Origin of the sequence: Candidatus Effluviviaceae Genus V sp., from assembly GCA_014728125.1 — a bacterium.
Lineage (GTDB): Bacteria > Joyebacterota > Joyebacteria > Joyebacterales > Joyebacteraceae > WJMD01.
In genome coordinates this window covers 1-13,252 of the sequence record WJMD01000011.1, presented here as the reverse complement: position 1 = coordinate 13,252, position 13,252 = coordinate 1, and the positions used below count along the sequence as shown (strand labels likewise).

At 67.4% G+C, this 13,252-nt stretch carries 10 protein-coding genes; 1 reads left to right on the top strand and 9 read right to left on the bottom strand.

Annotated features, from left to right (window positions below; all coding sequences use genetic code 11):
- Positions 1-531: hypothetical protein (locus GF405_00605; protein ID MBD3366655.1), on the top strand; the 531-nt coding region annotated here is incomplete at its 5' end.
- A gap of 48 nt (positions 532-579) precedes the next feature.
- Here the strand turns inward: GF405_00605 and GF405_00600 are convergent.
- From GF405_00600 to GF405_00560, 9 genes are all read right to left on the bottom strand, one after another.
- Complete coding sequence (locus GF405_00600; protein ID MBD3366654.1) at positions 580-3,888, bottom strand: tetratricopeptide repeat protein; 3,309 nt, start codon at positions 3,886-3,888, stop codon at positions 580-582.
- A 110-nt stretch (positions 3,889-3,998) separates the two neighbouring features.
- Positions 3,999-6,065: a T9SS type A sorting domain-containing protein gene (locus GF405_00595; GenBank protein ID MBD3366653.1), complete on the bottom strand. Its 2,067-nt coding sequence runs from the start codon at positions 6,063-6,065 to the stop codon at positions 3,999-4,001.
- A gap of 47 nt (positions 6,066-6,112) precedes the next feature.
- Positions 6,113-7,744 (bottom strand): SpoIIE family protein phosphatase, encoded by a 1,632-nt coding sequence (locus GF405_00590; GenBank protein ID MBD3366652.1) that lies wholly within the window; start codon positions 7,742-7,744, stop codon positions 6,113-6,115.
- Between the two features lie 40 nt (positions 7,745-7,784).
- A complete protein-coding gene (locus tag GF405_00585) occupies positions 7,785-8,348 on the bottom strand; it encodes a DUF4126 family protein (GenBank protein MBD3366651.1) in 564 nt (187 codons plus the stop codon).
- Positions 8,349-8,497: 149 nt separating this feature from the next.
- Positions 8,498-9,787 (bottom strand): hypothetical protein, encoded by a 1,290-nt coding sequence (locus GF405_00580; protein MBD3366650.1) that lies wholly within the window; start codon positions 9,785-9,787, stop codon positions 8,498-8,500.
- A gap of 154 nt (positions 9,788-9,941) precedes the next feature.
- Complete coding sequence (locus GF405_00575) at positions 9,942-11,063, bottom strand: FtsX-like permease family protein (GenBank protein MBD3366649.1); 1,122 nt, start codon at positions 11,061-11,063, stop codon at positions 9,942-9,944.
- A 42-nt stretch (positions 11,064-11,105) separates the two neighbouring features.
- Positions 11,106-12,089: a biotin/lipoyl-binding protein gene (locus GF405_00570; GenBank protein MBD3366648.1), complete on the bottom strand. Its 984-nt coding sequence runs from the start codon at positions 12,087-12,089 to the stop codon at positions 11,106-11,108.
- Entirely contained in the window at positions 12,086-12,787 is a 702-nt protein-coding gene (locus tag GF405_00565) for an ATP-binding cassette domain-containing protein (protein MBD3366647.1), read from the bottom strand. Before GF405_00565 ends, GF405_00570 begins: the two co-directional genes overlap by 4 nt.
- A gap of 186 nt (positions 12,788-12,973) precedes the next feature.
- The coding region (locus GF405_00560) for a T9SS type A sorting domain-containing protein (GenBank protein MBD3366646.1) at positions 12,974-13,252 on the bottom strand (279 nt) is incomplete at its 5' end.

The following is a 13,252-nucleotide window of genomic DNA, read 5'->3' as shown; positions in this document are numbered from 1 at the left end:
GTCGAGGTGCTCGACGGCAGGCTCGAGGACAGGCTCCCGGCGTTCAGGGACGGGAACGTCCTCGTCACCGTGCGGGAGCTCGATCTCGTCATCGTGATCAACATGGAGACGGCACTGGTCGAGTGGGCTCTTCAGGACGGATGGGGAGCGCCGCACCAGGCGACCGTGCTCGAGAACGGCAATCTCATGATCTTCGATAACAAGGGCAACGAGGGCTCGTCGAGGATCATCGAGTTCGACCCCGTGACCCACGAACACGTGTGGGTCTACAAGGGCGACGAGCCTGAGGACTTCCGCTCGCCGGAGTGCGGCTCGAACCACAGGCTCCAGAACGGCAACACGCTGATCGTCGAGACGGACCGGGGCGCCGCCTTCGAGGTCACGCCCGACGGGACGATCGTGTGGAAGTACATCAACCCGGCCCAGGCGGGGCCCGAGCTCCAGTACATCGCGAGTCTGTTCGAGGTGGAGCGCCTGCCGCTCGACTTCGGCTCGGAGTGGACGCGGTGGGGACCCCGCGCCGGAAACTGACGCGAGTGTCCGTTCGACGGGAACACCAGAGCGTGCTGGAGGCCGGCGTCAGCTGACGTCGGCCGCGCGCTTCATGGCCGCCGCCAGGTCCGGGCGTTTCGCGTACGTCGCGCCTGCTTCCCCCAGCTCCGCCGAGACCGCACGGAACGTCTCCCGGGCCGTCTCGAGATGCCGGCTTCTCTCGTCCACCTTCTCAGCGTTCCTTCCGGCAAGGGCGTGTGCCAGAACGGCCGTATCGCGGTCGCCGAGCCGCTCGGCCTCTCCGGCGGCCTCCGCGGCGGCCCCGGAGGCCTCGGCCGACCGGCCCGCCGCCTCGAGGGCCTCCGCGAACGCCAGACCGGCCTCGGGAAGGAGCGAGCCGAGACGAAGCGATCTGATCTCGTCGAGCGTTTCCATGAGGAGCGGCGTCGCCTCCGCGTGACCTCCCCGTGCAGCCAGAGCCCGTCCGAGCTCGATCCTCACTCTGAAGAGCGTCACCCGCGTGCCGCACGCGGCGGCCGCCTCGATGGCCGACCGGAGGATCTCGACGGACGCCTCGCCATCCCCCAGCAGACGGTTGAGCCGGCCGCGCGTCAGGAGCGCCATCGCGACGAGCTCGCTGTTGCCCAGCTCCCTGGCGTCCCGCTCCACCTCGACGACCTGCTCGAGGGCACCTTCGCAGCGTCCGAGCGAGCACTCGACGTCGGCGCGCGTCGTCCGGACGACCGTGAGACCCGTCTGGTCCGAGAGCTCCTCGTAGATCCCGGCTGCCTCTTCCAGGGAATCAAGGGAAGCCGTGAATCTGCCCCTGGCCGCCATCACGGCCGCCATAAAGGCGAGCGTCTCGGCCTCCCCGGTCCTCCACTTCGTCTCGCGGAAGAGCGCGAGCGCCTTGAGGTGCTTCGAGAGAGCCCGTTCGTACTGGCCGCGGAGCCGGGCGATCACACCCAGACAGTTCAGCGAGATGCCGATGCCCTTCTTCTCGCCGATCTCCTTCCTGACATCGAGTGCGCGTTCGATGTAGACCTGAGCGTCGTCGATCCTCCCCTGCGTGAGATACACGTTCCCGATGTCGTTCAGACAGAGGATCTCGGCCATGCGGTCGCCGAGCTCCGACTCGATGTCGAGCGCCCGCTTGTAGCAGTCGAGCGCCTCGTCCAGCTGCCCCTTTTCCTCGTGCACGGTGCCGAGGTTGATCAGGTTCTCCGCCAGCCCCTGCGTGTCTCCAATCTGCTCGCTCAGACCCAGCGCCTCGCGGTACGTCGAGACCGACCTCTCGAAATCGCCCCTCACCTGGTATACGACGGCCATGTTCGAGAGCGTCGCGCTCATCCCCCGCGTGTCGCCGATCTCGCGCTTGATCTCCAGGCTCTGGCGGTAGTGCTTCAGCGCGTCGTCGTGACGGTCGAGATAGTAGTGTGCGAGACCGATCGCGTTCAGCACCGTCGCCTCGGCCTCTCGGTTGCCGCTCAGGATGCTCTGCGAGAGCGCTCCCGTCAGGTACTCGAGCGCCTTCTCGGAACTCCCCTTCTTGATCTGGACCCGACCGAGAGCGAAGAGCGCGGCCCCGAACTTCGGGTCGAGCGAGACGACGCGCTCGAGGTTCTCCGTGGCCTCGTCCCAGTTCCCCACAAGCTCGTGCGCCAGCGCCAGCTCGTAGAAGGCGCCGAGGTTGTTGGGCAGGAGCGTCGTCAGCTCCTCGAGGGCCTCGATCCCCCGAGCGGGCTCCCCCGCTGCGACAGCCTGGCGCGCCGCTACGAAGAGCCTGTCGGTACGCGGCAGATCGCCCGAAAGCTCCACGGCCTTCGCGAGGCTCGCAGCCGCCTCCTCGTCCCGCCCCAGGTTCGTCAGCGCCGCCCCGAGGTACGTGTAGGCCATCGCGAACTCCGGGTCCATTTCGATGGCCCGCTCGAAGAGGGCGGTCGCCTCGATGTTGTCGCCCTGGTGCAGCTTCGTCAGACCGTCGACGTACGACCGAATGGCAGCTGGGTCCCGTGAGCCCTTCTCCCCGACCATCGTCGTCACGAGATCCCGCTCGGCCCCGGACTGTATCGAGCGGAGAACCTCGGCGGCGATGTGCGCGATGCTCGCCAGGAGTTCCTCGTCGTCGGCCGCCTCGACCTTGACCCGCGCTTCCGTGCCGGTCGCCGGCTGCGAGACGAGGACGTCGACGCGTGTCGTCGAGCCGAGCTTGACGTAGCTACCGCTCACGACGGCGTCGGCGCTCACGTACTCGGCGATCGAGCGCACAGTGACCGCATCGAAGAGAGCGGTGTTCTCGAGTCTGAGATCCGAGAGAACCTCGTTCAGCCGCTCCGGTGTGACGACGCGGACGGTGGGCGTGTGCGCGAGGTCGCTCGAGAGCATCACCTGAAGGCCGGACCGCAGCCAGTCGGCGTCCTGCGAGCCCGTCACGTTCTGGAAGGGAAGCACGGTCACCGACTGGTGCGAGGAGGCGGTCGTCTCGGTCGAGCTCGACACGACGCCGGTCGCGGCCGTCCACGAACCCGTAGCTCGGGCCGCCGCTCCTGTCGGCTGCGAGCCGCCCAGCCCGGCAAGGCTCTCCGCCATCTCGCCGCACGTCGGGTACCGGTCGTCCGGGGCCTTCGCAAGCCCCCTGGCGACGACATCGGCGAACCCCGCGGGAAGGCCGCGGTCCTCCGGAATCGGGTCGGGGGATGTGTTGACGACGGCGTACTGCACGGCCACGCGGTTGTCGCCCGGGAACGCGGGACGACCGACGGCCATCTCGTACAGCACGCAGGCCGCGGAGAAGACGTCCGACCGCGCGTCGACCATGAGGCCCTGTGCCTGTTCGGGAGACATGTACCGCGCGGTTCCCAGGATCATCCCCGCCTCGGTCAGCGGCATCTGCCCTGTCTCGTCGCTCGCGGTCGTCTCCTCCGTCAGCTTGGCCAGCCCGAAGTCGAGGATCTTGACGATGCCGTCGGGTCTCAGCATGACGTTCTCAGGCTTGATATCGCGGTGGACGATCCCGAGCTCGTGCGCCCTGCCGAGCCCGACCGTCAGCTGGCGGGCCGCGTCAAGAACCGCGTCGCTCCCGAGACCGTCGGGACCGATGCGCTCGCGCAGCGTGGTTCCCTCGATGAACTCCATGGCGATGAAGAGCGCGCCGTCCACCTCGTCGATCTCGTAGATCGTGGCGATGTTTGGATGGTTGATGGCGGAGGTCGCCTGCGCCTCACGCATGAAGCGGGCCACGCGGTCATGGTCGCCGGTGATCTCGGCCGGGAGCATCTTGATCGCCACACGACGGCCGAGCTTGACGTCCTCGGCTTCGTAGACCACGCCCATGCCGCCGCGGCCGACCTCGCCGGTGATGCGATAATGCGAGATGGTCCTGCCGATCATGCTCACCGAAGTACCCCGTGTTCCCGCGTCGGGCCGGGCCGTCGCGGCCTCCAAGCGGAGGACGCCGGCAGAGGTCTCCCCCAGCCGGCGTCGTCTCCGCTCGCCGCGACCTCTCTCTAACGGATGAAGACGACCTTACCGGTGACCGAAGTGTCGGGCGTCGAGACACGGGTCAGATAGACGCCCGATGCCACCCTGCGACCACCGTCGCTCGTGCCGTTCCAGTGGATCGTCATGCTCGACCGGTCGAGCCGCCCCTCGAAGAGCGTGGCGACCACGCGCCCGCTCACGTCGTAGACTCTCGCCGTGACGGGACTCCCGACGGGGCCGGACAGCTCGAAGCGACAGACACCCCGCACCGGGCTCGGGAACGCCAGCGAGAGCGTCCCGGGCTCGCTCACAACACCCGTCGCGTCCTCCGGAGCAAGGAAGAGCTGCGAGAGGCTGAAGATGAGCGTCTTCGAGCGCGAGAGCATTTCGCCCGCCACGTTCCCCTCGGGCTCATCGGGCGAGTTTGGGATCGCGCTCCCGGCGTAGTACCGGATCTGATCGTTGAGATCCAGCAGCTCGTCGATCGCCGACGGCGCCTGGCTCGTGTTGTAGAGCTTCCAGGCCCGGTCGACGTACTCGATGAGGATAGACCTCACGTAGTCGAGATCCGGCGTGTTGGACGGGCTTCCGGGGTCCCCGCCCTCGACCATCTCATAGAGCCTGTCGAACTTGTCCCCGATGACCACGGAGAGAGTCCTCGTGTCCTCGACGAGTACCGCCTCCGCCACGGCGCCGTTGCGCGGCGTCGGGGGCTCGAGCGCCGTGAACCTCGGAATGGTCCCTCGGGCGTCCTCGATGCTCCCCTCCACGGTCACATCGACGAACTCAGAACCGCTCCCGTATGCGTAGAAGAAGCGCGTTCCCGGAAGGAAGATGTCGACCTGAACGAGGTTCTCGTAGTCGGCCGAGGAGGACAGCGTGACGTATGTGTAGTCGTCCCTGCCTGCCGGCGACACGGCGTAGGCCGGCAGCGTGTTGCCGCCGGGGCTGGTGCGGCTCATCGACTCGGTCGTGTAGGCCGTCGTGTAGCCGCCGCCCGTCACCTCTTCGAACGTGATCTCGACCTCGGGAATCGGGTTCACCACGACGGTCGAGCCGGGCACCGACGGTGTGAAGCCCGGCGCCGCGACAGCCGTCGGCTGGCTGATCGTGTCGATCACAGGCAGGATGGGCGTTCCGTCTGGCTCGAAACGGTGGATCAGACCCAGTTCACCGTCGGTCACGTAGATCGTGCCGTCCGCCGCGATGTCAATCTTCTCCCACGTACCGCTTCCGGTCGGTCCGAACTGGGTGAGCGCTCCGGAAGGACCTACGTCGTACATGCCGTCGGTGCCGTCCAGGAGCACGATCGAGCCGTCGGGCCGGAGCGCGAAGTTGTAGACCCCGTCTGGGGCCGAGGTCACCACCGGGCCGACGTATGACACGGTCGTCGGGCCGGTCCGCTCGTACTCCTGGAGCGTCGGCGATCCGGAGTCCGGTCTCAGGAGAACGTAGAGATTGCCCTGATTCGCTCCGAGCGGAGCGATCTGCAGGTCGACCGGCTCGCCGCTGAAACCCGTCACGAACTCGGCCGGAGCGCTTCCCTCGAGCAGCACGTAGAGCTCAGAATAGCCGACGCCCGTGATGTAGAAGATATCGTCCGTGTCGCCGTCGGGGTAGACGTCGACCGCCGAGTACCCGTAGGGATCGACGATCGAGACCCCGAGCGTATCGGGGTCCAGAAGACTGATGCCGGAGAGATAGTCGCTGACGAGGACCTTGAAGTCCTGCGTCAGGGCAAGACCGCTGACGTCACCGAACGGATCCGTAAGGTTGAGCGCCGTGCCGAGGGTGTCGCGGAACCCCCAGACATAGCCGGTGCTGGCGTCGGCGACGAAGACATCGTAGCTGGGGTTCACGGGCGGGGTCTGAGCAAGAGCTCCCGCCGATACCACCATGAGCAACAGGAAGGTCCACACGAGGCAGTAGCAGGTCCGCATCGTTGTCTCCTCTCGGGATGCCGCCGGGCGCGCAAGGCGAACCACGCCGTCCGCGGCCAGAGCACCCGGACTCGTGTCCACTGTGGCTGTACGGATGCGCCAAGCTGGAATGTGACGCACATCCGCGATGATACCCGAAAAGCCCGGGTCCATCAATGAGTATGTCTCATTCGGAGGCGGGCATCGTGGTGTGTCGGCGCTCAGGCGTCCGCGGCCGCCCTCTTGACGACGAGCAGTACGATGTCGTCGGACTGGGGCGCCCCTTCGGTGAACGACCGGACGTCGGATACCGCCCGGTCGACGATATCCGCGGCCGTGGAGGCCCGGGAATCGGCCAGCAGTCGCCGTATCCTCTCGGTCTCGTAGAACTCGTCGTCGGGACCGAGGGCTTCATCGATGCCGTCGCTGAAGGCCGCGAGCAGAGCGCCGGGCTCGAGCGTCACGGTCTCGGACGCGAAGGGAGCGTTCTCCATGAGCCCGATCGGGACGCCGGTCGCGGCGATCTCGCGCACATCGCCCGCCGGTGAGACGAGGACGGGCGCGTTGTGCCCGGCGTTGACATAATCCAGCCTGCCGGTCTCGCGATCGAGCACGCCGAAGAAGAGCGTGGCATAGCGAACGGCGTCGGTCGAGCCGAACACCTGCCGGTTGAGCTGCGCCGCTGCGTCGGCGAGGTCTCCCGGTCGCGAGAGCAGGAGGCGGGTGGAAGGAACGATGCTCGAAACGAGCACGGCGGCGCCGAGGCCCTTGCCCGCGACGTCCCCGGCGACGATGACCGTCCTCCCGTCCTCGAGATGTCTGACGTCATAGAGGTCCCCGCCGACCTCGGTGCACGGCTCGTAGTAGACGGCGACGTCATACCCGTCGGCGCCCTCAACGCTCTCCGGAAGAATGCGATCGATGATCTCCCGGGCTGTCCTGAGCTCGCGCTCGAGCCGCAGCCGTTCCTTCTCGGCCGCGGTCAACCGTGACTGCGTGATCTTCACGGCGATGAGATTCGCAAGCGCCGTGAACGTACGGAGTTCGTCGTCGGAGTAGGCCGAGCGTGGGTCGGTCGTGTCGGCGTAGAGGAGCCCGATGATCTGCTGGTTGTCGAAGAGCGGCGCGGCCATCGCCGCGCGAACCCCCTGGTCGATCACGCTGGCCTGCGCCGCGAACCGCTCGTCCTCCTGAGCGTCGGTCGTCAGAAGAGAGACCCCCTCGTCGAGCACCTGCCTGATCATCGTCTTGGAGAGCGTAAGTCCCTCGCCCGGCGCGCCCCGCCGGATGCGCGACGCGGTCACGGTCGGCTCGGAGGCACCGCCCTCGATAGAGAGCAGCACGACGCGGTCGCATGTGATGGCGCCCTCCACGAGGTCGAGCACATCTTCGTAGAGCCGGTCGAGCGGCCTGTCGGCAACAAGGAACTCGCCGGCCTCGGCCAGCACCCTGAAGAGCCCGCTCTTGCCCCTGCGTTCGGTTCCGGGCGCCCGTTGTTCGATGATCGAGAGCGTCGACGTCGCAACGGCCGTGGCGTTGAGACCGAGGTCCGGCCGCGGCACCGCCCCGCCCTCGAGTCGGAGCCGGACGTCCGCGAAGGCGACGACGGCCCCCGGCTCGAGGTCGTGCGGGCCGGTGATCCGTTCGCCGTTCACGCGCGTCCCGTTTCTGCTTCCCAGGTCGGTGACCGTCACGACGTTGCCGTCGACGGTGACGCTCGCGTGCCGGCGCGAGACGTTCGGGTGGTCGATACGAAGATCGACGTCCGAGCCTCTCCCGACGACCTGATCACCCTCCCTGAGCGGGAGCTCGACGCTCCTGCCGTTCACCTCGCCTGTCAGCTTGTGTTGCATCTGGGAACCTCAGTGTGGAGTACCGACGGAGAATCTGGTTTCAGCACGCCCGTCTTCGGGCGATGCGCCGCATTCTCGTGACGAGCACGAACACGATGAGAGCGATGAGCAGCACCGCGACGACGGGAGCAGCGATCGCAAGCACCGACGCCAGGACCGAGCCACCCAGCTCCGCGGTCGATACCGCGGGGTTCGCGGCTCCTCCGGTCGTCAGCGTCGAGGCGCCGCGGAGCGCGACGGTCGTGCTCTGGACGACCCCGGCAACGCCGACGCCGGCGATGACAGCGAGCGACCAGCGCAGAAACGGCGAGAGGTCCGCCACGACCGACGCCGTGATGACGGCCCCGGCCACGACGGCGGCGGGCGTCGCGATCGTGTCGAGCATGTTGTCGAGCCAGGGGATCCAGTAGCTCGCGACCTCGAGAGCGGACGCGACGGCAAAGGCGACGAGCGCGTACCAGGTGCCGATCCACTCGAACCCACCCGAGAGCTCGAGGTGTCCCGACATCGCCGCGATGCTGACGACCAGGAACGGCACGAAGACACGGAAGCCGCATGCGGCGGCGAGACCGATGCCTATGAGAACGCTCAGGAGTGTCTCCACAGGGAGGCTCCAGGTTCGTGGTGATGACGTGGGACAGTCAGATATGCTAGCAGGGCCGCGCGTGGAAGGCAACGAACCGCCGACCCAGCCCCCGACTTCGCAAGTGGCTCCGCGGGGGATGTGCGCCCGTCGGGGCCTCATGCGGGCAGTTACCGGGAGGCTGTCTCGGTTCGTTCGTAGGTCTCGATGCTGGTCACGGGCTGGCTGTCGAGGAAGTCCGGCTCGAACGCCTCCTCGATGACGGACCCGTCCATGTCCGCTCCGACCGGGAGTCCCCAGAGCGCAAGCAGCGTCGGTGTGATGTCGAGCACGGTCTGTTCGTCGATCCAGGCGCCCCGACGGAACGGACCTCCCGCCGCCACGAGTATGCCGACCGGGCCGTGGTCGTTGATGCCTCCGGGCCGCTGACCGGGCTTGGGTCCCTCGAACCCGTGGTCGGAGCAGACGACGATGATGTCATTGTCGTCCATGCGCTCGACGAGTTGCCCGAGCATCTCGTCCGCCAGCTGGTAGTAGCGCTCCACGACCTTGCCGAAGACCCGGTTGTCCGTGCGGGCCACCTTGAACCCGACCTCGCCCGGGTGGGCGGCGGCCCAGAACAGATGGCTGGCGGAGTCGAGGCCTCTGAGATAGACGGCCGTCAGGTCGGTCGGCCGCTCGTCCATCAGATGCCCGGCCACGCCGAGGAACGAGAAGTCACCAGCGAGGATGTCCCTCAGACGGTCGGCCCGGTGTTCGATCTCGTTGATCGCCCGCATCTCCTCGAACATCTCCTTGACCGGCAACCTCTGCGCCTCCTCCGGCGACAGAGCGCGGTCGAAGTCGACGAGCCGTGCGAGGTCTTCGTCCGTGATCCCGTCCGCGACGACTCTCTTCTTCGAGACGTTCTCGACCAGGCCCTCGGGGTACGTCAGATGCTCCGGAAGCGGCCGGTCGGGCTTCGGAGCGAAGCGGAAATAGTCCGTGACCAAATAGCCGTTGACCTCCTCGGCGGGCCAGCTGACCAGCCAGCCGACGACGGTCACGGACGCACCCTCGCCACCCATGATGTCCCAGAAGGTCCGCGCGCTTCGAACGTTGCTCGTCATGGGGGCCCTCGAGATCGGGTCCACGTCGCTCAGGATGCCGTGCTTCGCCGGGACCTTCCCCGTCGCGATGCTCGCCCAGATCGTCGGGGACTTCTGCTTGGGCTCAAGCGACCGCAGGTCGCAGGAGACGCCGCGGTCCATGAGGGCCCTGAGGTTCGGCATGCTCCCCTGCTCCATGAGCGGCTCGATGACGTCCCAGTCGGCCGAGTCGATGCCGACAAGCAGGAGTCGCCCCCCGGGACCGGGTCCTCGGCTGCAGCCCGTCAGACCGGCGAGAGACGAGAACGCCACCCCGGCAAGCAGGAGACAGACGGCGACCCTGAGACGTGTTCCTGACGGTTCGATGCGCATGATCGATGAGTCCGTAGGTTGAAGATCCGACGACCGCTGGCCCGCAGCAACGCAGGGCCTTCCAACATCACAGATTCTTCAATATAGCCCACACGTTGCGGCCGTTCAAGCAGAGGGGCATGCAAGCTCCGGGCCCGGAAGGACGCGCACGCCGCTAGTTCTTGAAGACGCTCGCAGGCTCGAGACTCGCGATGCGGCGCATCGCGAAGACGGCTCCACCCAGCGCGATCGCGAGCGTCAGGAGGAAGAAGACGATGCGGAACGTCGTGCCGTAGTCGTAGATGACGCCGCTCGAGGCGATGGCGTTCCGGAAGAGCTCGACGAGCGCAACGCCGACGCCGTACCCGATGAGAGCGAAGGCCAGGGCCTGTACGAGGATGAGGTTCCGGATGTAGCCGTTCTTCGCACCGATGGCCTTCAGGGTCCCGTAGTCGCGGGTCCGGTCGACCGCGGCCGAGTACATCGTCAGACCGATGATGACCATCCCGGCGATGAAGGCGAAGACGACGAGCGTGCCGATGGAGTAGGCGATGCCGCTCGAGCTCAGAATCGTGTCGACAGTCGTCTCGGAGAGCCCCCGCTTCGTCCACGCCCTGACGTTCGGCAGCGTCGCGTTCAGGCGGTCCCTCACGGCGACCGGATCGGCCCCCTCCTCGACATCGATGAGAAAGGCGCTGACGTCGTTCAGCGGGAACCGCGTGACGACGCGGGCCGTCTCGAGCGTCGAGAAGACGTATATGCCTCCGAAGCTCCTGACGCCCTTCGTCTGAACGGCGACCCGCACGGTCCTGCCGCCGATCTCGAACCTCGTGCCGACCGTGGCATCGTTCAGCTCGCCGCGGTCGTAGTGATCGATCGCGACGGCGCTCTCCTCCACGAGCTCGCTCAGGTCGCCGTACTGGATCTTCCAGGGGCCGCCCCGGAATGCCGGCGGCTGCGAGCCGACGACCGTCACCGGGGAGCTCTTCCCGCCCTCGAACCTCGCGCGGCCGCCCGAGACGATGAGCGGATAGACCGCGGCGACGCCGGGAACAGATTCCGCCTGACGACCGATCCGCACGTCGATCGCTCCGAGAGCGTTCGCGTCGGTCGTCCTCGAGTCGATGACCCAGATGTCGGCCTCGGTGTTGTCGACCAGGGACGACATGGAGCCGGTCAGGAACAGGAAGATCCCCACCTGCTGCCCTACCAGGAAGGTCGACACGACGATCCCGAGGATCACGCCAATCGACTTGGCCCGGTCGTAAAGGGCGAATCTGAGGGCGAAACGGAACATATGACGCGTTCCCTGCCGGCGACCGAACCCCGGCGCCGGCCGCTACTCAACCGAGATCACGCACTCGACGCGCGCGCCGAGAAGGACGCCCGACGTGTCCGCCAGCGACAGGACGACCTCCCGGACGCGGCGGTCCTCGAGGTCGCCGACGTCGTCGGAGAAGAGCGACTTGTCTCTGAGGTAGGGACCGGCCTCGAGGACGCTGCCGGTCGACAACGTGTCGCGTGACCCCTGGTAGCGCACGTAGCCCGACTGACCGATCTCGACCAGATCCGCGTAGAGCTCATCGATCTCGCATCGGGCAACGGTCGGGCTCGCGATCGCGAAGACGCCGTACGCCGCCTCCGGGGACATGACCTCGCCCGGCGCGACATCGAGCGACAGCAGGCGCCCGTCGGCGGGGGCCTCGAGCGCGCGCCGTTCGTAGGCGGCCCCCGCCCGGGAGCTGTCGGCCACGGCCTGCTGAAGAGCCGCCTCCGCCGTCCTGAGCGACGCCTCGAGCCTTCGCACTTCCTGGGTGAGCGACTCGAACTCCGCCAGCGCGGCCTCGTAGAACGACTCCGACTCGGTGCCGACCTCGTAGAGCTCGCGTGCACGCTCGTACTCCGATGTCGCCCGGGTGAGCCTCGAACGGGCTCCCTCGAGCGCGGCCTCCGCCGCCTCGACTCCGGCCCGCTGCGCCTCGACACCGGCTTCCGCCTGCCTGAGAGCCGCCGCCTCGACGTCCCGAACCAGCGTGAGGATGACGTCCCCCGCACGTGCCCTGTCCCCTACCCCGAGCAGCACCTCGTCCACCCTGCCGGCCAGGTCGCTCGTGAGATCGACCATCCTCGCGTACGGCTCGATACGCCCGAGGCCGACGACATGGTCGGGCGAGGTGACCCGCTCGACGACGTCCCGCTGCTCCTCGTTCTCCCCTCCGCAGCCGTGCAGGACGAGCGCGGCGAGGAGGATCAGTGCGAGGACCACGGCGCTCCGGCCCGAGGACCGGATCCGCCGATCCCGCTGAATGAGATGTCGCGTCACTGTCTTCTCCCTTCGCTGGGCCGCTCCTCCACGACGCCGTTCTCGATCCTGATGATCCGGTCGGCGTACTCCTCGAGCCGCGTGTCGTGCGTCACGACGGCCACCGCCTTGCCGTCGTCGGCAAGATCACGGAGCTCCTGCAGAACGGAGCGGGCCGAGTCGATGTCGAGAGAACCGGTGGGCTCATCGCAGAGGATGATGTCGGGTTCGGACACGAGCGCTCGCGCGATCGCTGCGCGCTGTTTCTGGCCGCCGGAGAGCTGCTTCGGCAGTGCGCCCTTCTTGTCGGAGAGCCCGACGATCCCGAGCGCGCGGTCGACCCTCTCCCGCGTCTCGGCGGAGTCCCTGCCCTGGACGATGAGAGGCGCCATGACGTTCTCCTCGCAGGTCAGCGGCGAGATCAGGTTGAACCCCTGGAACACGAACCCGATCTCGCGGAGCCTGAGATCCGCCAGCTCGTTGTCGTTCAGGAGCTTCGTGTTCGCACCCTGCACGCAGACGCAGCCGTCCGTCGGGTAGATGACACAGCCGATGAGAGAGAGAAGGGTGGTCTTGCCGGATCCCGAAGGACCGATGATGAGGAGGAGCTCGCCGGCGTTGAGATCGAGGTCGGTCGCCTTGAGGGCCTCAACGTCCACAGGCCCTTCCGTGTACGTCTTCGAGGCGCCCCGGAGCTGCGCTACGAGCGGCGGCTCCATGTGAACGCAGCACTCGGGTCGGATGTCCGTACCGTCGCGTTCCTGCTTCGCTCTCATGAGTGGCCCATCTCGGTCGGGACCGACGTGTCGTCTCCATGCCGAACAGGCGCAGACTAGCGACGAACGGCCTCGCCCGCAAGAACCAGCTTCTGTCACACGGAAGAGGATCGGCCTCGACCCGGGGTGCTATCTCAGCCGGACGACCTTGCGGGTCCTTCTGAATCCCCCCGAGTCGAGGTTGACCAGATAGACGCCCGATGCCACGGGAACGCCGCTCTCCGCTCGTCCGTCCCACCCGACGGAGTGGCGCCCCGCCGGCGGCCTCCCGTCGTAGAGCGTCCGCACGAGCCGCCCCGCGACGTCACAGACCCGGATGACGACGCGGCGACCGTTCCCCGGCGTGTCGAACGAGAGCTCGGTGGACGCCGTGAACGGGTTGGGTCTCGGAGGACGAAGCGCCGTGAG